The organism is Streptomyces sp. NPDC059247, assembly GCF_042754005.1.
Lineage (GTDB): Bacteria > Actinomycetota > Actinomycetes > Streptomycetales > Streptomycetaceae > Streptomyces.
Genome location: NZ_JBHYZW010000005.1, coordinates 174,890 through 199,118 on the forward strand (window position 1 = coordinate 174,890; position 24,229 = coordinate 199,118).

Consider the following 24,229-nt stretch of genomic DNA (forward strand, 5'->3'; position numbering starts at 1 on the left):
CCTGGATCAGTTCGGAAGGGTGCCCCAGATCTGCGCTGTTCCGGTGATCGGCAGGTTCGACTCGCGGTCGGTCCTCTGGCCGGAGACGGCGTCGAAGTTCGTCAGAGCGCCGTTCGTGGTGTCGAGGGTGAGGAGGTTGGTCCGGGACCAAGCCACCTCGAAGGGCCCGTCCAGGTCCGTCCCTGACAGGTTCGCCGGCTGCCCCAGGTCCTTGCAGTCGCCTTCGGTGAGGTCGAGGACCGCCAGGTGGTCGGCCGCCGTGGTGGTGTTGAGCGCTGTGGCGTACCACCGTCCGTCAGCGGAGAGCACGCCACGTCCGGCGGGGGTGCCTGCCGTGCAGTCCGGCAGCGGCGTGTTCTTGTCCGCCGCGGTGTCGTAGGCGGTGACGCAGCCGCTCTTCCCGCAGCCCTCCTGCCGCCAGATCACACGTGATGGCCCGGTGCTGACGACAGAGGCGTCTCTCGCCAGTGTGCGGGTGGGGAGACGGGTCTTCGCATCGAGCAGGACGATGTCGGTGCGTGCCTTCTTCGCGTTGCCCACGCTGGAGTCGTCCGCCGTGGTGAGCAGCCCGATCAAGCCCTGCGCGCTGTCGGCCAGGGGCCGGATCCCGCAGGGAAGCGCGTAGCCCTCCGGCCCGGGCCGCCCGGAGAGGTCGTACTGTCGTACCGCGTAGCGAGCGGTCACCGATTCGGGCAGGTCCTTGCCCCCGCACGCTGTCGGCGCCGGCTGTTCGGTGACGGCCCAGGCCTGGTGTTCTCGCTGAGAGGGGAACCAGGTCACGGCAGGCCCGAGGACGGTGGCGCGTTCCGGGCGGGCGGGCTCCAGCGAGACCAGGGTGCCGTCGTCGACACCGACGATCTCACCGGAGGACAGCTGGCTCTGCTCACTGAGTGTGTGGATGTCCTCGCCCGGCTCGGCATCTGCGGGGCGCTTCGCCGCGATCCTCACAGGAGAGTCGATCTCGTCGAGGACGCCGATGCTTCCTCCGAGGTTCAGGACGATGCCCCGCGGGGGCGCCGCCTGGGATTCATCACTGCTGCATCCGGTCAGCATCAGAGGACCGAGAGCCGCGGCGGCGAGCCACGGAAGTACGGCACGGGGACGGGGGGCGACTGCTGTCATGGAGGCTCCTTGGCGCGGCTCGACGAGACGTGGCGGACACGTGCGGGGGCCGGTCCCGCAAGGATCGGCCCCCGTGCGGTGCTGCTACGGCCTGGGTGTGCACGGACCGCTGGAGATGCACTCCGAGAAGAACGGGAAGACCGTGATGGCGGCCAGGCTGCCTTCGTTGCCGAGGAACCTCGCGCCGCAGCCGGCGGTGTCCTGCCAGCGTTCGACGACGTAGTTGGTCCGCTCGATCTTCGGGGTGGTGTAGCCGTACTTACCGCCGGGCACCTCCATCCAGCTCGTGACCGTCACGCCCTTCTCGGCCTTGTCGACGATCTCACGGGAGATCGACGCCTCGACCTTCGCGATCCCCCAGGAGGCGCTGCCGGTCAGTCCGGAGGTCCACTTGGTCTCCTTCGCGGTGGTCGTCGTCATGGCGTAGGTCAGGCGAGAAGCGGCCGACGACCCGTTCCGCTTTCCTGCGGTGTTGCCGATGGCCTCGTAGCCGGACTTGATCCGCACGACCTTGGTCCACACGTCCGGCGGGCAGCCCTCCTCCCCGGGCGTCGCGGCCTGCGCCTGAGGGACGACGAGCATCCCGGCTCCGAGGGCCAGGGACCCGGCCAGGGCGACTTTACGAGAGAGCGATGTCATGAGAATTTCCCCCTGTGCGTCGTAAGCGGTTGGTCGTTCCGCCGCGATCAACACAAGCACAACAGGCCTTACACATCTATTGAGTTGAGGTCGATCTGAGGGAGATGCGCCGGAACGAGCCACGGGGAACGGGCGCCGGTGGGGCCTTCCGGCCTGGCCGCCGAATCAGGCGACAGCCACACGCGACGCACGAGGCTCCGTACCGCTGAGGAAGGCGCTCGAAGTCTCGACACGTCGACTCAGGCGGCACGTTGGTTCCCTGCCCTGCCGCACCCGACCTCCCACCCGCCCTGATCGAGTGGGTCACCCTGCTCATCGTCACCCGCCAGGACGACCGGCGCCGCAAGCCGCCGCACCAGCGTGCGCTGGTCGCTTCGGTGCGCCTCCGCGAGCACGACGCCCTCGTACGGACAGCCGTCGCCTTCGGGATCTCCGCCGCCGCCCACGCCGGTCCTCGTGGGTCCCCGTCGCATGGCGGCGGGCGCCGCGGCCGGCCTCGTCCTGGAGAGGGACCGTCGGGAACGCTCGCCGGACGCGGGCGGAGGGGGCCGTCCGCTCGTGCGTGCGCACGGGCGGGCGGCCCCCTCCGGCTCTTCCGGGTGGGAGCGCGGTCAGGCGCGGCCCGCTGTCTTCTGGGTGCGCCGGGAGACCGAGTCGATGATCACGGCGATCAGCAGGACGGCTCCGGTGATCATGTACTGGATGGCGTTCGAGGACAGGTTCATCTGGTTGAGGCCCTGGACGATCGACTGGATGACCAGGATGCCGAGCAGCGCCGACCAGACCTTGCCGCGCCCGCCGAACAGGGACGTACCGCCGATGACGGCGGCCGCGATGCACATCATCAGCTGGTTGCCGCCGCCGAGGGAGCGGTCGGCGCCGCCGGTCGCGGAGGCGAGGAACAGACCGCCGACGGCGCCCGTCGTGCCGGAGATCATGAAGACCGAGATCCGGATCCAGGACACGTTGACACCCGCGCGGCGGGCGGCCTCGATGCCGCCGCCGACCGCGAAGACCTGACGGCCGTACGTGGTGCGGCGCAGCACGAAGTCGGTGACGAGCAGGATCGCCAGGAAGATCACCAGGGAGAGCGGCAGGCCCTGCTCCTGGTTGAAGCCGTACGCGGCGGCGAGGACCAGGACCGCGAGGACGCCGGTGCGCAGCGCGATCTCGCTCTGCGGGCGGTGCGGCAGGTCGGCGGACCTGCGGCGGCTCGCGTCGCGGAACTGGGCGTACCAGAAGGCGGCGATCACCACGACGGCGAGGCCGTAGGCGGCGGCGACGTCGGAGAAGTAGTACTTGGTGAGGTCGCCGACGAAGCTGCCGATCGGGGTGGGGATGGTGGAGCGGTCGCCCATCACCCAGGTCTGGAGTCCGGCCCAGCCGAGGAACCCGGCGAGGGTGACGACGAAGGCGGGCACGCCGATCTTGGCGAAGACCAGACCGTGGAAGGCGCCGAGCAGGGTGCCGGACAGGATGCCGAGGAGGATGGCGAGGGAGTCGGGCATGTCGGTGCCGAGGACGCCCCAGACCGATCCCGCCAGACCGGCGACCGAGCCGACCGCGAGGTCGATCTCGCCGAGCAGCAGGACGAAGACGATGCCGACGGCCATGATGCCGGGGCCGACCGCGTACAGCGTGATCTGGTCGAGGTTGTACGAGGTGATGAAGTTGCCGGTGAGCGCCTGGAAGACGATGCCGATGACGATCAGGCCGACCACGACGGGCAGCGAGCCGATCTCGCCGGAGCGGATCTTGCGCTTGAACTCCTCGACGTACCCCTTGAAGCCCCGCTCGCGCACGAGGAGGCGGGGGTCGACGGCGGGGACGGTCGCGGGGGCCGGGACCTCGGTCGCGGGGGCGCCGCCGCCGCGGGGCTCGGGCACCGGGGCCGCTTCGCTCGTGGTGGGAGGGGTCTCGCTCACTTCGTCACCTCCGCGTTGCGGGCCTGGCGGCGGGTCACGGCGTTGTCCGTGGCGCCGGTGATCGCGGCGATGATCTCCTCGTGGGTGGTGGTGGCCACCGGGAAGGTGCCGTTGTTGCGGCCCAGGCGCAGGACGGCCACGGTGTCGGCGACGGCCTTCACATCGGCCATGTTGTGGCTGATGAGGATGACGCCGAGGCCCCGCTCGCGCAGCCGCTCGACCAGGTCGAGGACCTGGGCGGTCTGCTCGACGCCGAGCGCGGCGGTCGGCTCGTCGAGGATCACGATCCTGGGGTCGCCGACCAGGGCGCGCGCGATGGCGACGACCTGGCGCTGGCCGCCGGAGAGGGCGGCGACGGGGATGCGGACGCTGGGGATGCGGATGGAGAGGGTGGAGAGGAGGTCCTTCGCCCGCTTCTCCATGGCGACCTCGTCGAGGACGCCGCCCTTCTTGATCTCGCGGCCGAGGAACAGATTGGCGACGACGTCGAGGTTGTCGCAGAGCGCGAGGTCCTGGTAGACGGTGGCGACGCCGAGGTTCTGGGAGTCCTGGGGGCGCTGGATCTCGACGCGCCCGCCCTCCCACTCGATGACGCCCTCGTCGATCGGGTGGACGCCCGCGATGGTCTTGACCAGCGTGGACTTTCCGGCTCCGTTGTCGCCGACGAGCGCGACGACCTCTCCTGCGTGGACTTCGAGATCGACACCGGAGAGGACCTGGACCGCTCCGAACCGCTTGAAGATCCCGCGCAACGCCAGCACGGGCGTCTGGGACACGTGAACCAACTCCTTCGCCGCCCGGGGAACGGCGGGATGTCGCGCCGCCGTGCGGCGCCGAAGTTTCGAGGGGGAAGGGGCTCGTCCGGCCCCCGGACCGACAGCGGGGTCTGGGTCGGCCGGGGACCGGACGGGCGGAGGGACGGACCGGGCGGACGCCTTCCGGTCCGTACGGGGGCGCAGCCCCGTACGCGGGGCCCGCGCCGCGCGCGGGCCGGTGGCGGGACCGGTCCGTGGTGCCGGCCCCGCGCGGGGCCGACGGGTGGGCCCGGGGGCTGTCGCCTCCGGACCCGGGAGGGGCTACTTGATGCCCAGGGCGGCGCACTTGGCGGCGAGGTCCGGGGTGCACAGGTCGGCGACCTGGTAGATGCCGTCCTTGACGACCGTGGTCTGGATGTTGGTCTTGTCGACGACGACCGGCGGGAAGAGCGTCGACGGCACGCCGTCGGTCGCGCCCTGCGCGCCCAGGTCCTTGCCCTGGAGGAGGTTCACCGCGAACTTGGCTGCCTCGGGGGCCAGTTGGAGCGGGGACTTGTAGATGGTGAAGGTCTGCGTGCCCGCGATGATCCGCTGGACGCCCGCGACCTCGGCGTCCTGGCCGCCGACCGGGATGTTCTTGATGCCCGCGTTCTCCAGGGCGGTGATGATGCCGCCGGCCATGCCGTCGTTGGCCGAGTAGACGGCGCCGATCTTGCCCTTGCCGACGGAGGAGATCGCGGCGGACATCTTCTCGCCCGCGACCTTCGGGTCCCACTCGCCGGACGCCTCGTACGCGATCTTGCCGACCTTGCCGTCCAGGGCACTGTGGACGCCCTTCTTGAACAGGGCCGCGTTCGGGTCCTTCTCGTCGCCGTTGATCATCACCACATTGGCGGTGGCGGCCCCGCCGCCGAGGGCGGCGAGCAGCGCCTGGCCCTGGAGTTCGCCGACCTTGTTGTTGTCGTGGCTGACGTAGGCGTCGGCGCCCGCGACGGCACGGTCGTACGCGACGATCTTGACGCCCTTGGCCTTGGCGTCCTTGACCCAGGCGGCGGCCTTGGTGGCGTCGACCGGGTCGAGGGCGATGACCTTGACGCCGTCGGCGATCAGCTGGTCGAACTGCTGCTTCTGCTTGACGACTTCGGAGACCGCGTTGTTGTACACGACCTCGCAGTCCGCGCAGGCGGCCCGGACGGCCTTCTCGAACTGGGGCTTGTCCAGGGCCTCGTAGCGCGAGGTCTTGTTCTCCGGCAGAAGCAGACCGATCTTGGTCGAGCCGCCCTTGTCACCGCTGTCGCCGCCACCGGCCTTGCCGCAGGCGGCGAGCGTGAGGGCCATCGAGACCGCGGCCGTTGCTATGACGGCACGACGCGTCACTGCGTTCATGGGGGGTTGCCTCCCTGACGAGGCCGCGACGTTGCGGCCGAGGTGGCACGAAGTCAACTCGGCCCCAACGATGTCGTCAAGAAGTAAATCCTTAACGAGATGACAACGGTGGCGCTCGTTCTCTAAGTGAAGGCAAGCCGGGGAGAGGGGCCCGAAGTCGGCGGTGAACTCTCCAACAGGGTCGAATCACCCATCTCGCTCAGCACCAGTGCGAGCGCCCCGAGAACCTCGGCTCGACCACCCAACGCCCCTTGGACCAGGGTGAGTTGACGGGCGGCGCTGGGGATCGCGTACCGCGAGACGGAGTCCCTCACCGGGGCCAGGAGCAGTTCGCCCGCCTCCGCGAGATCGCCGCCGAGCACGACCCGGCTCGGGTTCAAGAGATTGCAAAGGTTGGCGACACCGCTGCCGATGTGCCGTCCCACGTCGGCGATCACCCGGCGGCATCCCGGGTCGCCCTCCCGGGCCAGCCGGACCACCCGCTCCATGGTCAGGTCCGGCCCGTGACCGGGCTGGAGCAGCGGCAGCACGTACCGGGCGGCGGTGAAGGTCTCCAGACAGCCCCGGTTGCCGCAGCGGCAGACCGGACCCGACTCGTCGATCGTGATGTGCCCGATCTCCCCCGCGGTGCCGCCGGGCCCCCGGTAGACCCGCCCGTCGATGACGAGCCCGGCGCCGACGCCGCTGGCCACCTTGATGTACGCCAGGTCCTTGACGCCCCGGCCGCTGCCCCAGACCAGCTCGCCGAGCGCGCCGAGGTTGGCGTCGTTGTCGACGCGCACGGGGACGCCCAGCCGTCCGGACAGCTCCTCGGCCGGGTTGATGCCGCTCCAGCCCGGCAGGATCGACGTCGAGCCGAGCGTGCCGGACGAGACGTCGATGGGGCCGGGGACACCGAGCCCCACCCCGATCACCTTGTCCCGGCCGATCCCGGTGGTCAGGATCAGCCGGTTGACCAGTTGCTCCGCCCGGTCGAAGCCCTCGGCGGCGGAGGCGTCCACATCGAGCGGCTCGGCCTCCTCGGCGAGCACCTGATGGGCGAGGTTGCCGATGGCGACCCGCAGATGGGTGTGGCCGAAGTCCACCCCGATCACGATGCCCGCGTCCCCCGAGAGGGAGACGCTGCGGGCCCGGCGCCCGCCCGCCGAGGTCGGCGTGACGTCGACGGTGCCGCCTTCCTTCAGCTCCCGCACGATGTTGGAGACCGTGGCGGCGGAGAGGCCCGTCGCTCGGGCGATCTCCGCCTGGGTGAGCGAACCCGCCATGCGCACCGCGCGGACGACCCGTTCGAGATTGGCCCTGTGCAGCGACGTCTGCGACCCAGGAGTCTCCATCGACCCACTCACTCCCACCGTTTTCTCCAACATGTGAACCCCAAGGGGACTCTTTCGGCCCGCTTCCCGTCAAGACCTTGATTGGCGGACCGTACGCGCCGCCCGCCGGGACGCGACACGACAGGGCCCCCGGCGCGCGGTGCGCCGGGGGCCCTGGGGGTGCTGCGGGGTGCTGCGGTCACTGGGATACCGGTGAATACCGGTGGATCTCGGTGGATGCCAGTAGATACCGGTGGATCTCCGTCGGTCTCTACGGGAAGGGGCCCTGGAGGGGCCGGGGGTTCACTTCACGGCGCCGGCGGTCAGACCGGCCACCACCTGCCGCTGGAAGATGATGTACGCGGCGAGCACCGGGAGCATCGCCATCACCAGTCCGGCGAAGAGTCCGGACCAGTCGCCCTTGTAGCCCTGACTGACGGCCAGCTGCACGAGGCCCTGCGAGAGCACCTTCTTCTCCGGCTCGGTGTTGAGCACGGTCGGCAGCAGGTACTGGTTCCACTGGCCGAGGAAGTTGAAGATGCCGACGCTGATGAGACCGGGCTTGGCCATCGGCAGCATCACCTGGAAGAAGGTCCGGGTGTGCGAGGCGCCGTCCACGAACGCCGCTTCCGCCACCGAGGACGGCAGGGTGCGGAAGAAGGCGGTGAGGAAGAAGACGGTGAACGGCAGCGAGTACGCGATGTAGACCAGGATCAGACCGGGCAGCGTGTTGAGCAGGGCCATGTTCTGCATCACGTAGAACAGCGGCACGAGCGCCAGGATGATCGGGAAGCTCATCCCGCCGATGAACAGGAAGTAGATGAAGCGGTTGCCCGGGAAGTCGAAGCGGGCCAGGACGTACGCCGCCATCGAACCGAAGAGCAGGGTGCCGATCAGCGAGCCGCCGACCACCAGGATCGTGTTCAGGAAGTAGTCGCTCATGTGCGCTTCGGTCCAGGCGCGGGACCAGTTCTCGAAGTGCAGCTTGTCGGGCAGCGACCACGGCGAGGTGAAGATCGCCTTGTCGGTCTTGAAGGAGGTCATGACCGCCCAGAGCAGCGGCATGACGACCATGATCGCCCAGAGGATCAGGACGCCGTGGGAGAAGACGTTGAGCGTCGCCCCCTCGCCCTTGGACTGCTTGCGCGCCGCCGGAGGGGCCGTCCTGGTGACCGCGGGTCCCGAGCCGCCCGGCGTGCCGGGGGTCTCGACGCCGGTGGTGGCCGTGTCGGTGGTCTTCATCAGAACTCCAGCCGCTCGCGCCGGCCCAGCTTCATCACGATCGCGGCGAAGGCGAGCGTGACGAGGAGAAGCGCGACACCGATGGTCGTTGCGTAGGCGGCCTGACCGTCCCGGAACGCCTTCTGGTACACGTACAGCGGAAGGACGATGGTCGAGTAGTCCGGCCCGCCGCCGCTGGGGCCGACGGTCATGATCTGAACGACGGCGAAGGACTCGGCGCCGAGCGCCAGGATGCCCATGTAGATCCAGCCCGACTGCACGGTGTCCCAGAGCAGCGGCAGAGTGATCTTGAAGAAGGTGGTGAACCGGTTCGCGCCGTCGAGCAGCGCCGCCTCGTAGAAGTCCCGGGGAATGGACGCCATGCCCGCCGAGAAGAGGACGACGAAGAATCCGACCGTGGACCAGACGAGAACCACCATCACGCAGATGAGGGCGAGGTCGGGGTCACCCAGCCAGTCCGGCTGGATGCTTCCGAGACCGACCCCCTTCAAAACGGAATTGATGGCTCCGCTATTCGGGTTGTACGCGAACTGGAAGAGCAGTGCGACGATCGCGATCGACAGCACCTGCGGGAAGAAATACACGATCTTGTAGAAAGCGGAACCGCGCACACCCGCGATGGCCGCGCCCCTACGGCGCCGACCGCCGACATTCAGCATGAAGGCGAAGAACAACGCGAGCCCGACGGTCACCAGTGGCAGCACCACCGCGAGGGTCAGACTGTGCTGCAACGACTTCCAGAAGATCTCGTCGTCCAGCATACGACTGTAGTTGTCGAATCCGATCATGCCGAATTCGGGACTCAGCCCGGTCCAGTCCGTGAACGAGTAGTAGATGGACTGGATGAACGGCCAGATGACGAACAGCGCGTAGAGCGCGAGGGGGGCCGTCAGGAACCCCACGATGAAACGGTACTTGCCGTGTTGCATTCCTACCGACCCCGATCTTCCCGCGGAGGCGCGCCGCTGCTGCCGCGCGCGAAGGGCCCGGGGCCCGCTCCCGGTCGGCGGGAAGGGGCCCCGGTACAGCTCACTGGTGCTTGTAGTGCTTGATCGAGGAGTCCTTGGCCGCTTCGTCGGCGTACTTCTGGATCTTCTTGATCGTCTCGGCCGGGGTCGCGCGGCCCGCCATCATCTCGCCGATGCCGGCGACGCCGATCTTCTCCTTCTGGAGGGCGACGTACCAGTCCTGGAGGCGCGGGTTGACCACGTTCTGGCCGGCCTTCTCCAGGGCCGCGACACCGGACTTGAGGCCCGGGGACAGCTCGATGCCGTCGGTGCCGCCGTTCAGCGCGGTCAGGGACTTCACGGACTGCGTGAAGTTCTTGGAGGACGCCTCGCTGAGCATGATGCGCAGCTGCTCCATGCCGCCCTCGGCGTTGGCCGCCTTCGCGGGGACGATGAAGGGCTCGCCGCCGGCCGCCCAGATGGTGCCGAACGGCATCTTGTCCGAGGAGTCGATGCCGGTCGGACCGGAGACCGCGAGGCCGAAGTCGGCCGGCATGGTCTTCGCGGCCTCGTTCTCGACCCAGGAGCCGTTCGGGATGAACAGCGCCTTGCCCTCGGTCCAGGCGGTCTGCGACTGGATGTGGTCGAGACCGGGGGTGCCCTTGAGGATGTAGCCCTTCTGGACCAGCTCGTAGTAGGCCTCGAAACACGCCTTGACCGCGGGGTGCTCCCAGGCCTTCGGCTCCAGGTTGTCGATGGCGTCCAGGACGTCCCGGCCGCCGACCTTGCCGATCATCGGGTAGAGCGAGAAGGGGACGTAGTACGGGTGCTTGCCCGCGTACGTCCAGGCCGCGATGCCCTTGCGCTTGGCCTTCTCGCAGACGGCCAGCATCTCGTCCCAGGTCTCGGGGTACTTCGCGTCGAGCGAGTCGAGGAGCTTCTGCGAGTACCAGACGCCGTAGACCGTGTAGGCGTAGTTGAGGATCCAGCACTGCTGGCCGTCGAACTGGCCCATCTCGATGATGCCCGGCCGCAGGGTGTCGCGGACCTTCTTGTTCGGGTCGTCGACGGACGGTGCGTCCAGGAGCGGGGTGAGGTCCGTGAGCTGCTTCTGACCGACGAGGACGCCCATGTCCATCTGCTCGGCGCCGGAGTTGTCGATCAGGTCCGGCGGGTTGCCGCCGTTGAAGCGGGGCTGCAGCGTGGTGGTGATCTTCTGGGTCGGGGTGAACTTGACCTTCGCCTTGGGGTAATTCGTCTCGTAGATCTTGACAGCGTCCTTGGCGTACTGCTGTCCGAATCCGCCGTCGAAGAGGACGAAGTCGAGCGGTGCCGACTCGTTCACGCCGAGCGGGTTCTTGTCGGTCTTCTTACCCTTTTCGACCTTTCCGTTACCACCGGTGTCACTGCTCGCACAGGCGGAGAGGAAGCCCATCGTCGGGACGGAGATCAGGCCGATAGCGGCCGAACGCTTGATCAGATCGCGACGGCCAAGGCCCTCACTGGTGTGCGCGGAGGTGGATCCCATGCTCAAGTCCTCGCCTTCATTCAGGACTCAGGCGGTGTACCGGTCGCCCGTATCTCACTCGCCACAGGCGAAGGGCCCCGCCACCGCAGTCATTTGCAGCCGGGTCATGCAGACGTCGGGCCGTCGTGTGATGGAAACGACTGGCTGGACGCCGACAGGTATAGTCCACTTCCCTTCACCTGAGCAAGATCGTAAGCAGGTTTCGACAACCATCTTTCCCGAGTTGAGACCTCCGGGATTAGCACGAGGCATCTGCGGCGTTTCGTCCAAGGATTCGCCCTGCAACACTCTTGACAGCCCATCGGATCAACCCATATCGGGGTACGGACGAGTAGCCGCGCGGTCGCACGGAACCGAACAAGGCAAAAAGGACATGTGGCCTGGATCGAAACAGTTGTGTCACAGACCCCCCGCCCTGTGAAGTTCCTGTAAGGACGATCCGGGATGATAGGGATCCCGCGTTCCCCTCCTTCGTGACGGACGCACCGCGGGACCTGCCCCATTCCCCTTGCATCTGGAGTACACGTGGCCAACTCTTCTGGCCTGAACCGCACGAGTCTGATGTCCCGCGTGACGGTCGCGGCGATCACCGCGGCGCTCGTGGGCACCACCACGGCCGCCTTCGCGGCCGACGCGCCCCGGACCGCGCACTCCGCCGGCGCCGCCGAGTCGGGCGCCCGCGCGGGCGCGCTCGCCGCGACCGCCGCCGCTGTCGTGACGCCGGAGAACTCCCTCTTCGGCGCCGCCGCCAACGGCAATCTCTCCCGCTACGACCGCGACGGGAACGGTGGTCTGCAGGCCGCGAAGGACAGTGGCAGCGGCTGGCAGTACAGCAAGACCATCACGCAGGTGGACCACAACGCCGACGGCTTCGCCGACGGCCTCTGGTTCGTCGAGAACAACCGCCTCGCCTACATGAAGTTCGGCGGCACCCCGACCGACATCGGTGGCGGCTGGGGCATCTACAACAAGGTGTTCTCGGGCGCCAACCTCGGCGGCGGCACCGCCGACGACCTCCTCGCGCGTGACAACGCGGGCGTCCTCTGGCTCTACCTGGGCTACGGCAACGGCAAGGTCGCCGCCCGCACCAAGATCGGCGCCGGGTGGAACGCGTACAACCAGATCACCGGCAAGGGCGACCTGACGAACGACGGCAAGGCCGACATCGTCGCCCGTGACGGTTCGGGCGTGCTGTGGCTGTACAAGGGCACCGGGGACTACAAGAAGCCGTTCGCCGGACGCACCAAGATCGGCGCGGGCTGGAACGCCTTCAACACCCTGATCTCGGTCGGTGACATCAACAACGACGGCATCGCCGACCTGATCGCCCGCGACGGCTCGGGCGCCCTGTGGCTGTACCGGGGCACCGGCAACGCCCCCGCCCCGTTCCACTCCAAGGTCAAGATCGGCACCAGCGGCTGGAACAGCTTCCGGCTCCTCTTCTGATCTCGGCCCCCGGGCCTCCGGGGGCCCGCCAGGGACCGCGCCGGATCGGCGCGCCCCCGGCCATAGGGAAGGGCCCCGCTCCTCTGAGAGGAGCGGGGCCCTTCCCTATGGCCGGATCCGGTGGGTCAGCCGCGGATCAGGTTGCGGAGCACGTACTGCATGATTCCGCCGTTGCGGTAGTAGTCCGCCTCGCCGGGGGTGTCGATGCGGACGACCGCGTCGAACTCGACACCGGTGTCGGTGGTGACCTTGACCGTGCGCGGGGTCACGCCGTTGTTCAGCTCCTCGACGCCGGTGAAGGAGAAGGCCTCCTCGCCGGTCAGGCCGAGGGTCTCGGCCGTCTGGCCCTCCGGGAACTGGAGCGGCAGGACGCCCATGCCGATGAGGTTCGAGCGGTGGATGCGCTCGTACGACTCGGCGATGACGGCCTTGACGCCGAGCAGCGCGGTGCCCTTGGCGGCCCAGTCGCGGGACGAGCCGGAGCCGTACTCCTTGCCCGCCAGGATCGCGAGCGGGGTGCCCTGCTCGATGTAGTTGCGCGAGGCGTCGTAGATGAAGGAGACGGGGGCGCCGTCCTTCGTGAAGTCGCGGGTGTAGCCGCCCTCGGTGCCCGGCGCGATCTGGTTGCGCAGGCGGATGTTGGCGAACGTGCCGCGGATCATGACCTCATGGTTGCCACGGCGCGAGCCGTAGGAGTTGAAGTCACGACGCTCCACACCGTGCTCGGTGAGGTACTTGCCGGCCGGGGTGTCGGCCTTGATGGCACCGGCCGGGGAGATGTGGTCGGTGGTGACCGAGTCGCCCAGCTTGGCCAGGACGCGGGCGCCGACGATGTCGGTGACCGGGGTGGTCTCCATCGTCATGCCCTCGAAGTACGGGGGCTTGCGGACGTAGGTGGACTCGGTGTCCCACTCGAAGGTGTTGCCGGTCGGGATCGGCAGCGCCTGCCACTGGGCGTCGCCCGCGAAGACGTCCTGGTAGGACTTGTTGAACATGTCCTCGCCGATGGCGCTCGCGACGACCTCGTTGACCTCGGCCTCGGTCGGCCAGATGTCGGCCAGGTGGACGGGCTTGCCGTCCTGGTCGACACCGAGGGCGTCCTTGGTGATGTCCACCTTCATGGACCCGGCGATGGCGTACGCGACGACCAGCGGCGGGGAGGCCAGGTAGTTCATCTTGACGTCGGGGTTGATGCGGCCCTCGAAGTTCCGGTTGCCGGAGAGGACCGAGGTGACCGCGAGGTCGTGCTCGTTGACGGCCTTGGAGACCTCGTCCGGCAGCGGGCCGGAGTTGCCGATGCAGGTCGTGCAGCCGTAACCGACGAGGTTGAAACCGATCTTGTCGAGGTACGGGGTGAGACCCGCCTTGTCGAAGTAGTCGGTGACGACCTTCGAGCCCGGGGCGAGGGTGGTCTTGACCCACGGCTTGCGGGTCAGGCCCTTCTCCACGGCCTTCTTCGCGACGAGCGCGGCGGCGACCATGACGTACGGGTTCGAGGTGTTGGTGCAGGAGGTGATCGCGGCGACGGTGACGGCGCCGTGGTCGATCGTGTAGGTGCTGCCGTCGGGGGCGGTCACCTGGACCGGGTTCGACGGGACGCCGTTGGTCTGCGCCGGGGAGTCGGAGGCCGGGAAGGACTCCTTGCCCGCCTCGTCGGCGGTGTCGACGTAGTTGCGGACGTCCTGGGCGAACTGCGCGGCGGCGTTCGCGAGGACGATGCGGTCCTGCGGGCGCTTCGGGCCGGCGATGGAGGGGACGACCGTGGAGAGGTCGAGCTCCAGCTTCTCGGAGAAGTCGGGCTCAGCGGCCGGGTCGAGCCAGAGGCCCTGCTCCTTGGCGTACGCCTCGACGAGCGCGACCTGCTGCTCGTCGCGGCCGGTCAGGCGCAGGTACTTCAGCGTCTCGTCGTCGATCGGGAAGATCGCGGCGGTGGAGCCGAACTCGGGCGACATGTTGCCGATGGTGGCGCGGTTGGCGAGGGAGGTCGCGGCGACGCCCTCACCGTAGAACTCGACGAACTTGCCGACGACGCCGTGCTTGCGCAGGATCTCGGTGATCGTGAGGACGAGGTCGGTGGCGGTGGTGCCGGGGGTCAGCTCACCGGTCAGCTTGAAGCCGACGACGCGCGGGATGAGCATGGAGACCGGCTGGCCGAGCATGGCGGCCTCGGCCTCGATGCCGCCGACGCCCCAGCCGAGCACACCGAGGCCGTTGACCATGGTGGTGTGCGAGTCGGTGCCGACGAGGGTGTCGGGGTACGCCTGGCCGCCCCGGACCATGACCGTACGGGCCAGGTGCTCGATGTTCACCTGGTGGACGATGCCGGTGCCCGGGGGGACGACCTTGAAGTCGTCGAAGGCGGTCTGGCCCCAGCGCAGGAACTGGTAGCGCTCCTTGTTGCGGCCGTACTCCAGCTCGACGTTCTGGCCGAAGGCGTCCTTCGTGCCGAACTTGTCGGCGATCACGGAGTGGTCGATGACCAGTTCCGCCGGGGAGAGCGGGTTGACCTTCGCCGGGTCGCCGCCGAGCTCCTTGACGGCCTCGCGCATGGTGGCGAGGTCGACGACACAGGGAACACCCGTGAAGTCCTGCATGATCACGCGGGCCGGCGTGAACTGGATCTCCTGGCTCGGCTGCGCCTGCGAGTCCCAGCCACCGAGGGCCCGGATGTGGTCGGCGGTGATGTTCGCGCCGTCCTCGGTGCGGAGCAGGTTCTCCAGGAGAACCTTCAGGCTGTACGGGAGGCGCGCGGAGCCCTCGACCTTGTCCAGCTTGAAGATCTCGTACGACTCGTCGCCCACGCGCAGCGTGCTGCGGGCGTCGAAGCTGTTCGCCGACACGACAGTCTCCTTCATCAATGTGCGCGTATTACCGCCATGCTGCCGCCACGACTCCTCGCCGATCCGCTAAGGTAAGGCTTAGTTAGGTAACCCTTACCGGGTGGGGCGGCCATGGTGCGCCGTAAGCAGTTATCTCGATGTCGAGATAACTCTAGTGCATCACCGCCGCGAGGTCATGCCCGGATGCCCTCGACCGACCCGTCGCATCGAAGGTTGAGCTCTGTCGGTGAAGGCTGGTGGACGCCAGGATTCTCGCCGAAGGCCGAGCGGACGCCGAGGCACGGCCGCCCGGGGGACGGTGAGGGGGGCCGTTCCACGCGTACGGCGACCCCCTGCCCGGCGCTTCGGCTCGGGCTTCTTCGACGGCGGACAGCACCGTCGCACCGGGTGGGGCGCCGGGTGGAGCGGCCGGTTCGAGGACATGCCCGCTGGTACGCGGGCTCCGCCCGAACAGGGGCGATCGTAGGCTCCTCGAACCCCGGACTGGTGCCGCGCGGTCATCACGGGCGACCAGGAGGCGCGGCGGGACGGGAGCGGCCGGGGCCCGCTGGATTCCGCCCCGGACGTGACGGGGATCGCCTCCCACCGTGACGGAGATCGCCTCCAGGCCGTTCTGGCCGCACTGGATACGAGGGCGGAGAACGGAGGCGGGAGGGCGACGGTCAGATCCGCCCGTCGCTCTCGGCTCAGTCGGCGGGCCGGACCGGCTCCGCTCCGCTCTCGGCCAGGAAGTCGATGAGCACTTCGGCGAGCCGTTCGGGCTGGTCCTCGGGGACGAGGGTGGACGAGTCGGCGATCTCGACCAGTCGGCCCTGGGGATACAGCTCGGCCAGACGGCGGCCGTGCTCGCGCGGCATCAGCCTGTCCTCCGTCGCCCAGACGACCAGCACCGGGCGGTCGAAGGCGCGCAATCGCTCGCTCCAGGCCAGCAAGGTCTCACGTCCGGGTGCCGAAGTGGCGAACTTGGCGAAGTCCCTGCGGATGGCCTTGCTCCGGGTGGCGGGGGCGAACCAGTCGTCCATGATCTCGTCCGGGATCCCTCGCAGGCTCATTCCGCCGTACCCGTTGCGGTTGTTCCGGAACAAGGGGACACGCATGAGGCGCGTCAGGAGCCAGACGCCACCGGGGATCCCGCACACCGCGACCGCCGCTCTGGCCGGTCCAGGGGGAAAGTTGTCGAACGCCTCGCAGGCCACCAGCACCAGACGCGCGACTCGCCGGGCCTTCCCCTCCGACACCAGGAACTGGCCGCCGCCCCAGTCGTTGAGGACGAGCGTCACGTCATCGAGGCCGAGCCGTTCGATGAACTCACCCAAGAGCAGCGCGACACCGCGATGAGACAGATCGGCGTCCGGGCGCATCGGCCGGCGGTGCCCGCCGAGAGGCAGTGTGGGCAGGACGCAGCGGTACCCGTGCAGCAGCGGCACCACTTTGCGCCACTGCGTCTCGTTCATCGGCAGACCGTGGCAGAACACCAGCACCGGCCCGTCGCCCCCGGTGTCCTGGTAGTCGATCGTTCCGGACGACAGCGCGATCCGCGGCATCACACCCCCTGTGGCAGAGCGCTTCAAATGTAGTCCAGCGAAGGCTGACGGGCCATGCGGAAGGCCACGCGGAAGGCCACGCGGAGACCGCTCAAGCTTCGGTGAGGAACGCTCACCCTTCGACGCGAGAGGTCATCGACCACACCCACTCGGCCGTGACGCCCACCCGGCCGTACACCTGACTCGCGCACGCGGACGCCGTACGGGGGCACCCAGAAGCCAGGTCGTAGGGGCCGGGCCCTGGCCAGGGCCCGGCGAAGCCGTACCCGGGCAGGCGCGTGGAGGTCGTACCCGCGCCGGGGCGCGAAGCCGCACCCGGGCAAGCCCGTCGAGGCAGGCCGTACCCGCACCAGGGCTCAGACCCCGCGCCCCACCCGTACGGACCCCCGTGGATTGCCCGGAGTCGGGGCGCGGCCGACGATCGGGGCATGTTCAGTGGCGCGCACCTGGTCCTCTACACCCGTGACGCGGAGGCCGACCGCGCCTTCCTCAAGGACGTCTTCGGGTTCGAACACGTGGACGCGGGCGGTGGGTGGCTGGTGTTCCGGCTGCCGCCCGCCGAGATCGCCGTGCACCCCACCGGGCGCGAGCCCCGGAGCGAGATCTACCTCATGTGCGAGGACCTCACCCGGACCCTGACCGCCCTGGAGGACCGGGGCGCCGAGGTCTCCCGGGCCATCACCGAGCAGTCCTGGGGACTGCTCGCCGCCGTACGGCTGCCGAGCGGCACCGAACTCCCCCTGTACGAACCGCGCCACCCCACCGCACATGGCGTTTCACTCTGATGGCCCACCCCAACCATCAGGGTCATCTCATATCTGAGATAACGTGACGGCATGGCAGACGACTACCTCGTACGCATCGGCAAGCTCATCCGTGACGCCCGCCAGCACCGTGGCTGGACACAGTCGCAGCTCGCCGAGGCGCTGGCCACCAGCCAGAGCGCCGTCAATCGGATCGAACGCGGCAACCAGAACATCAGCCTTGAGATGATCGCCCGGATCGGCGAGGCCCTCGACAGCGAGATCGTGTCCCTGGGCTACGCGGGCCCTATGCACCTAAGGGTCGTCGGCCGCCGCCGGCTCTCCGGCTCCATCGACGTCAAGACGAGCAAGAACGCCTGTGTCGCGCTGCTCTGCGCCTCCCTCCTCAACAGGGGCCGCACGGTGCTGCGCCGGGTCGCGCGCATCGAGGAGGTCTTCCGGCTCCTGGAGGTGCTGAACTCCATCGGCGTCCGCACCCGCTGGATCAACGAGGGCGTCGACCTGGAGATCGTGCCCCCGGCCGAGCTGGACATGGACTCGATCGACTCCGAGGCCGCGATCCGCACCCGCTCGATCATCATGTTCCTCGGCCCGCTGCTGCACCGCATGGACCGCTTCAAGCTGCCGTACGCGGGAGGCTGCGACCTCGGTACGCGGACCATCGAGCCGCACATGATCGCGCTGCGCCGCTTCGGTCTCGACGTCACCGCCACCGAGGGCATCTACCACGCCCAGGTGGAGCGTTCCGTCTCCCCCGACCGGCCGATCGTGCTGACCGAGCGCGGGGACACCGTCACGGAGAACGCGCTCCTCGCCGCCGCCCGCCACGACGGCGCGACCGTCATCCGCAACGCCTCCTCGAACTACATGGTCCAGGACCTGTGCTTCTTCCTGGAGGCGCTGGGCGTACGGGTGGACGGCATCGGCACCACCACGCTCACCGTGCACGGCGTGCCGCAGATCGACGTGGACGTCGACTACTCCCCCTCGGAGGACCCGGTCGAGGCGATGAGCCTGCTCGCCGCCGCCGTCGTCACCGAGTCGGAGCTGACGATCCGCCGGGTCCCGATCGAGTTCATGGAGATCGAGCTGGCCGTACTGGAGGAGATGGGCCTCGACCACGACCGCTCGCCGGAGTACGCGGCGGACAACGGCCGCACCCGCCTGGTCGACCTGACGGTCCGCCCCTCCAAGCTGGAGGCGCCGATCGACAAGATCCACCCGATGCCGTTCCCGGGTCTGAACATCGACAACGTGCCCTTCTTCGCGGCCATCGCGGCCACCGCGCAGGGCAAGACCCTCATCCACGACTGGGTCTACGACAACCGCGCGATCTACCTCACGGACCTCAACCGCCTCGGTGGCCGCCTCCAGCTCCTGGACCCCCACCGCGTCCTGGTCGAGGGCCCCACCCGCTGGCGCGCCGCCGAGATGATGTGCCCCCCGGCCCTGCGCCCGGCGGTGGTCGTCCTCCTCGCGATGATGGCGGCGGAGGGCACCTCGGTCCTGCGCAACGTCTACGTCATCAACCGAGGCTACGAGGACCTGGCGGAACGCCTGAACTCGATCGGCGCGCAGATCGAGATCTTCCGGGACATCTGACCGCGTTCGGAAGGCAACATCCCGTCTCTCCTCCGGGCTCATGTGCGCATGCGGGTCCGGAGGAGAGACGGACCGGCGGGAGCACGGCGACCGGCGGGACTGTCGGCGTGTCGGTGCCCGCCCATACAACGGATGATGTGAAATGATATTTAGTTATCTCCGGGCATCGTCGCGTCGACGCCCCGCGCACCCGGCTCTGGAGGTACTCACCGCATGCCCGCCCCGTCCCACACGCCACGCGCCCAAGGCGGCGATCCAGGCCTCGACCGTCTGAAGTCCGTCCTCGAGGACTGGCGCAAGTCTCTGCTGGAGATGAGTGGGCGGAACCGGCTGCTGAACTTCCGGCACACCAGGACCGCGACCCTGGAGATGGTGTCCCCGGATGCCGATTCGCTGCTGGCCGGTCTCGGAACGGGGTGGGCCTTCGCTCCGGTCGTCGAGGAGGACCCGGAGCCGGAGGGCTCGCTCACCCTCCGGAAGGCGTCCGACGCCCCTTCCCGGCAGAACCCCGGCCTCATCACCCAGAAGACCACTCAGTCCGGCCTCGACAGCGCTCTGTACCAGTTGCGGAGCAAATCGGGTCAGATGTTCAACGACTACGGCCTCTGGGTTCTCTGGCTCGGTGTCGGCATGATCAACTGGCGCGAGGACGGAGCGCACGAGAGCAGTGCGGCGCCCCTGGTGCTGGTCCCGGTCGAGCTGCGCCGGGAGGAGAGCGGCCGCAAGTACCGGCTCCGTCTCTCGGAAGGGCAGGAGCGCACCCACAATCCGGCCCTCGCCGTCAAGATGGAGCATCTGGGAATCGACTGGAGCCCGGTCGGTGACGCCGACGTCACGGACCTGCCCGCGGTGCTCTCCGCGGCACGGAAGGCGACAGCGGGCTCGGACGGCTGGTCGGTCGACGAGCGCGTCGTGCTGGGACTCTTCGCCTCCCACCGCGAGTCCATGTACCAGGACCTCCTGCAGAACGAGGACCGCGTCCTCGCCCACCCGCTGGTACGGGCCGTCGCCCTCGGCCCGGACGCCGGTCTGCCCGACGACCTCATCGGCTTCGACCCCCCGGAGCTGGACCGCATCGACGAGCTTCAGCTGCCCGAGACGACCCCCCTGGTCCTGGACGCCGACGCCTCGCAGCGACAGTGCGTCGCGGCCGTCCTCGATCAGCGTTCCTTCGTCATGAGCGGTCCGCCGGGCACGGGCAAGAGCCAGACGATCACCAATATGATCGCCGCCCTGATGCACGCCGGCCGTAGCGTGCTCTTCGTCAGTGAGAAGGCCGCGGCGCTGGATGTCGTACGCAACCGTCTGCGCGGTGTCGGACTCGGTGACTTCGTCCTGGCCCTCCACAGCAGTGATACGAGCAAGAAGGCCGTGGCCACCGAACTCGCCCGCGTCCTGACGACCGAGGCCCGGGTCACCGGAGCAGCGCAGCACGAGCTGGATCAGGCACGGCAGCTGCGTACGGACCTGTCCGCGCACGCCGCAGCCATGAATCTGCCCCGGGAGCCGCTCCGGCGCTCCCTCCACGAGGTCCTGGGGCGACTGGTCCGACTGGACCGGGCGGGCGTCCCCCAGTTGCCGCTGGCCACGCGCGACGACGCGGTGGTGCGGAATCTGGGTGCCGGTTCTCTCCAGGAGGCGATCGACGCGGCGCAGGCGATCAGCCGTGCCTGGCGGCCCGCCGCGGAAGGGATGTCGTTCGCGTGGCGCGGTCTCGTGGGCGGCGCGGCGCAGCCCGTGGTGTCCGAGGCCGCCGATGCCCTGACCGCGCTGAGCGCGGCCGTCGGCCGACGGCCCTTCGCCGCGTTCGTGGACGCGCCCGGGTCGGTGCGCGCGCTGAGGCAGAGCGTGCGGACGCTGGCCGGGGCGCTCCCCTCCGCGCCCCAGGCGCCGGCCGACGGCCAGTTGCCCGAGGACATCGGCGCCGAACTGCGAGAGCTCGCCGAACTCTTCGGCATGCCCCGGGAGGTCACCGGCCAGGAAGCGGCCTTCGCGTTGTGCGAGCTGGCCGACCTGACGGCGGCCCACCACCTCCCGCCCACGGGGTGGTTCGACTCCTCCGGTCTCGCGCGGGCGCACACCGCCGCGGCCGAGCTGCGTCAGGCGCTCACGGCGGTGGGCGAGGCACGGGCCACGGCCGAGGACCTCTTCGGCGCGCGGGTGCTGAGCGAGGAGGGCCTCCGTGAACTGGCGGACCGGTTCTCCACACAGCACCAGGGTCTGATGTCCCGCTTCTCGGCTCGGTTCAAGGCCGATAGGACGGCTGCGACCGCGCTCACGGTCGGCGGGACGTGGGACAAGTCGGTCGGTGCCCGACTCGGCCAGGCCGTCGCCTGGCGGGACGCGCACGACGAGCTGATGGGCCTCGCCGAGCGGCACTCCGCGCTCCTGGGACCGTACGTCCCCCGGACGGAAGAGGCGGTCGCCGCTCTCGACGCGGCGCTGGCCAACGCCGACCGCATCGCGGAACTGACACGCGACGCCGAGCACACCGGAAGCGCCGCGCTGCGGCTGGCGCACGACGCGGACAGGGACCGGCTCGCCACCCTGCTCGCCGACAACGTCCGCAGCGCCCTGGGCAGCTGGTGTGCCGTCGCGACACAGCGCGCCGACCGCTGGGAGGCCGCGGTGGAGGCGCTGCTCGCCCTCTTCGACCCGGCCCGCTCCGCCCAGCTGTCCCCGTCCCTGCTCGGCTCGTACGACCGGGCCCGGGAGACGGTCGACGCGCTGGACGGGGACCCGCGCGGGCCCGAGGAGTGGCGTGCGTACCGGGACGGGCTCGCCGTGCTCGCCCGGCACGGTGCGGACGGCCTCGTCACAGCGGCGGCCGAGCGGAACCTGGACCCGCTGCGGCTGCCCGATGTCGTCGAGCAGGCTCTGCTGCGCGCCTGGGCGGACGGTGTCCTCGCCTCCGACGACCGGCTGCGCATCACACGGGCCGACGATCTCGACGCGCGGGTCGCCGACTTCCAGGAGGCCGACCGCCGACTGGTCGCCGCCGCGGGCCGGGCCGTCATCGAGGCGTGCAACACGCGGCGCCCTCGCCGCTTCGGGAGCGGCGGCAGCGCGGTGATCACCCGCGAGGCGGAGAAGAAGGCCCGGCACATGCCGGTGCGCGATCTGCTCGACAGGACACGCGAGGTCGTGCAGTCGATCAAACCCTGCTTCATGATGAGCCCGCTCACCGTGAGCCAGATGCTGCCCGCGGACTTCCAGTTCGATGTCGTCATCTTCGACGAGGCGTCCCAGGTCCGCCCCGGAGACGCGATCAACTCCGTGTACCGGGGTCGCACGCTCGTGGTGGCGGGCGACGAGAAGCAGCTCCCGCCGACCTCGTTCTTCGACGCGGCCGTCGAGGACGACTCGGACGAGTACGCCGAGGACGTACCCGACTCGTTCGAATCGCTGCTGCACGCCTGCAAGGCCGGGGCCATGCGGGAGCTTCCGCTGCGCTGGCACTACCGCAGCCGCCACGAGAACCTGATCACGTTCAGCAACCGTCAGTTCTACAAGAACTCGATGATCACGTTCCCCGGCGCGCAGGAGGAGGGGAACGACGTCGGGGTCGCCTTCTTCCAGGCCGACGGCGTCTACGACCGCGGCGGTCGCCGCGACAACCGCGCCGAGGCCGAGTTCGTCGCCCAGCGCGTCGTCCACCACTTCGACAGTCGCCCCGGTCTCACCCTCGGCGTCGTCGCCCTCTCGCAGGCCCAGGCGTCGGCCATCGACCTGGCCGTGCAGGAGATCCGGCTGAAGCGGCCCGATCTGGAGCACTGCTTCACCGAGGACCGTCTCGACGGCTTCTTCGTCAAGAACCTGGAGTCGGTCCAGGGCGACGAGCGCGATGTGATGATCATGTCGATGGGGTACGGCCCGGATGAACACGGGAAGCTGGGGCTGAACTTCGGCCCGATCAACAAGTCCGGTGGATGGCGCCGCCTGAACGTCGCGGTCACCCGTGCCCGGTACCGCATGGAGGTCGTCGCCTCCTTCCGCGGCGGCGCCCTGGCCGACAGCCCGAACGAGAGCGTCCGCCACCTGAAGCGGTATCTGGAGTACGCGGAGAACGGCCCGTCGGTGCTCGCCCAGGAGCTCGGCCCGTCGGACGCCGAGCCCGACAGTCCCTTCGAGGAGTCGGTGATCGAGGTGCTGCGCGACTGGGGCTACGAGGTGCAGCCGCAGGTCGGGGTCGCCGGGTACCGCATCGACCTCGGTCTGCGCCATCCCGCCCTTCCCGGCTCCTACGCGCTCGGGATCGAGTGCGACGGCGCGATGTACCACTCGTCCAGGGCGGCCCGCGACCGGGACCGGCTGCGCGAGCAGGTCCTGAACGGTCTGGGGTGGCGCCTGTACCGGATCTGGGGCACCGACTGGTACCGGGGCCGTGCGGCGGCCGAACTGCGCCTGCGCGAGGCGGTCGAACAGGCTGTCGCCCAGGGCCCGTCGGCCCCGGGGACTCCCGTGGCGCTGCCCCGGCAGGCGGGCCCCGCCGACGAGCCCCGGCCCGTGCCCGTGGGCCGGGTTACCTCTGACGACGACACGCGGGCGGTTCCCGTGGCATCGCCTCCTCCGGCGTCGCTCGATGTCGAGTACGAGCGCGTGCCGGTGGACACGGAGGCCCGGGGGGAATGGGGCGCACCGTACGAGACCAAGTGGATCAGTGTCACCTCGCCCTACGAGATCCACACCACGGAGGCCGTGTCGGCCCTGCGCAAGGTGCTGACGGACGTCATCGGAGCCGAAGGCCCGATCCATGAGGACCTCCTCGTGCAGCGGGCCCGCGAGGCATGGGGCCTCGCCAAGGCGGGCAGTCGTGTCCGGCCCGCGATCGTGCGGGTCGCGCAGGGTCTCGTCCGGTCGAAGGCCGTCTCTTCGGACGGTGATTTCTACGACGTGGCGGACCGGAGGGTCTTCACGGCGCGCAGACCCGGTGCCGGGCAGACTCCTCGGAAGGTGTCGCACGTGGCACCGGCCGAGCGCACCCTCGCGCTGCGGGAGCTGGCCACCGAATGTCCCGGCATGTCGGAGGAGGAGTTGCTGAGGCAGACCTGCGACTTCTTCGGCTGGCGGCGGATCGGCCCCGACATCCGTGCCGCGCTCGTCGCCGACATAGCGGGACTCCAGCGCGTCCGGGTCCTGACGGGCGCCCCCGACCGCATCACGGCGGTGCGCTGAC

The 24,229-nt window shown here is 69.3% G+C and carries 15 protein-coding genes and 1 pseudogene; 5 read left to right on the forward strand and 11 right to left on the reverse strand.

What is annotated here, in order from left to right; translation table 11 throughout:
* Positions 1-6: 6 nt before the first annotated feature.
* Both ACFXGN_RS12790 and ACFXGN_RS12795 read right to left on the reverse strand, forming a co-directional pair.
* Positions 7-1,122, reverse strand: a complete 1,116-nt coding sequence (locus tag ACFXGN_RS12790) for a hypothetical protein (RefSeq protein WP_384857278.1) — start codon at positions 1,120-1,122, stop codon at positions 7-9.
* Positions 1,123-1,206: 84 nt separating this feature from the next.
* Positions 1,207-1,761 (reverse strand): hypothetical protein, encoded by a 555-nt coding sequence (locus ACFXGN_RS12795; protein WP_384857281.1) that lies wholly within the window; start codon positions 1,759-1,761, stop codon positions 1,207-1,209.
* A gap of 251 nt (positions 1,762-2,012) precedes the next feature.
* On the opposite strand from ACFXGN_RS12795, the pseudogene ACFXGN_RS12800 reads away from it, so the two are divergent.
* Positions 2,013-2,210: pseudogene (locus ACFXGN_RS12800) on the forward strand (IS5/IS1182 family transposase); the annotation flags it as partial.
* A gap of 162 nt (positions 2,211-2,372) precedes the next feature.
* Here ACFXGN_RS12800 and ACFXGN_RS12805 read toward each other — a convergent pair.
* The 7 genes from ACFXGN_RS12805 to ngcE form a co-directional block, all read right to left on the reverse strand.
* Positions 2,373-3,686 (reverse strand): sugar ABC transporter permease, encoded by a 1,314-nt coding sequence (locus ACFXGN_RS12805; protein WP_384857284.1) that lies wholly within the window; start codon positions 3,684-3,686, stop codon positions 2,373-2,375.
* Positions 3,683-4,462 carry an ATP-binding cassette domain-containing protein gene (locus ACFXGN_RS12810; RefSeq protein WP_384857287.1) on the reverse strand — a complete coding sequence of 260 codons (780 nt, stop codon included), beginning with the start codon at positions 4,460-4,462 and terminating at the stop codon, positions 3,683-3,685. Before ACFXGN_RS12810 ends, ACFXGN_RS12805 begins: the two co-directional genes overlap by 4 nt.
* 300 nt (positions 4,463-4,762) lie before the next feature.
* Complete coding sequence (locus tag ACFXGN_RS12815; protein ID WP_384857290.1) at positions 4,763-5,827, reverse strand: sugar ABC transporter substrate-binding protein; 1,065 nt, start codon at positions 5,825-5,827, stop codon at positions 4,763-4,765.
* Between the two features lie 122 nt (positions 5,828-5,949).
* Positions 5,950-7,161, reverse strand: a complete 1,212-nt coding sequence (locus tag ACFXGN_RS12820) for an ROK family protein (RefSeq protein ID WP_384857293.1) — start codon at positions 7,159-7,161, stop codon at positions 5,950-5,952.
* 282 nt (positions 7,162-7,443) lie between these two features.
* Entirely contained in the window at positions 7,444-8,382 is a 939-nt protein-coding gene (locus ACFXGN_RS12825; RefSeq protein WP_384857296.1) for a carbohydrate ABC transporter permease, read from the reverse strand.
* Positions 8,382-9,311, reverse strand: coding sequence for a carbohydrate ABC transporter permease (locus tag ACFXGN_RS12830; protein WP_384857299.1), 930 nt, complete (start codon positions 9,309-9,311; stop codon positions 8,382-8,384). Before ACFXGN_RS12830 ends, ACFXGN_RS12825 begins: the two co-directional genes overlap by 1 nt.
* 100 nt (positions 9,312-9,411) lie before the next feature.
* Complete coding sequence (gene ngcE / locus ACFXGN_RS12835) at positions 9,412-10,857, reverse strand: N-acetylglucosamine/diacetylchitobiose ABC transporter substrate-binding protein (protein ID WP_384857301.1); 1,446 nt, start codon at positions 10,855-10,857, stop codon at positions 9,412-9,414.
* A gap of 525 nt (positions 10,858-11,382) precedes the next feature.
* Between ngcE and ACFXGN_RS12840 the strand changes: the two genes are divergently transcribed.
* Positions 11,383-12,303, forward strand: coding sequence for an FG-GAP repeat domain-containing protein (locus ACFXGN_RS12840; protein ID WP_384857304.1), 921 nt, complete (start codon positions 11,383-11,385; stop codon positions 12,301-12,303).
* A gap of 125 nt (positions 12,304-12,428) precedes the next feature.
* On the opposite strand, the gene acnA is transcribed toward ACFXGN_RS12840, so the two are convergent.
* Both acnA and ACFXGN_RS12850 read right to left on the reverse strand, forming a co-directional pair.
* Positions 12,429-15,143 carry an aconitate hydratase AcnA gene (gene acnA, locus ACFXGN_RS12845; RefSeq protein WP_384857307.1) on the reverse strand — a complete coding sequence of 905 codons (2,715 nt, stop codon included), beginning with the start codon at positions 15,141-15,143 and terminating at the stop codon, positions 12,429-12,431.
* A 686-nt stretch (positions 15,144-15,829) separates the two neighbouring features.
* Positions 15,830-16,687, reverse strand: coding sequence for an alpha/beta fold hydrolase (locus ACFXGN_RS12850; protein WP_384857310.1), 858 nt, complete (start codon positions 16,685-16,687; stop codon positions 15,830-15,832).
* Positions 16,688-17,115: 428 nt separating this feature from the next.
* Here ACFXGN_RS12850 and ACFXGN_RS12855 point away from each other — a divergent pair, with 428 nt between their 5' ends.
* The 3 genes from ACFXGN_RS12855 to ACFXGN_RS12865 all read left to right on the forward strand — a co-directional run bounded on the left by ACFXGN_RS12855 (position 17,116) and on the right by ACFXGN_RS12865 (position 24,228).
* Positions 17,116-17,472, forward strand: coding sequence for a VOC family protein (locus ACFXGN_RS12855; RefSeq protein WP_384857313.1), 357 nt, complete (start codon positions 17,116-17,118; stop codon positions 17,470-17,472).
* A gap of 51 nt (positions 17,473-17,523) precedes the next feature.
* Complete coding sequence (locus tag ACFXGN_RS12860; RefSeq protein ID WP_384857316.1) at positions 17,524-19,053, forward strand: helix-turn-helix domain-containing protein; 1,530 nt, start codon at positions 17,524-17,526, stop codon at positions 19,051-19,053.
* Between the two features lie 213 nt (positions 19,054-19,266).
* Positions 19,267-24,228, forward strand: a complete 4,962-nt coding sequence (locus ACFXGN_RS12865; protein ID WP_384857319.1) for a DUF3320 domain-containing protein — start codon at positions 19,267-19,269, stop codon at positions 24,226-24,228.
* The last annotated feature ends 1 nt before the right edge of the window (position 24,229 follow it).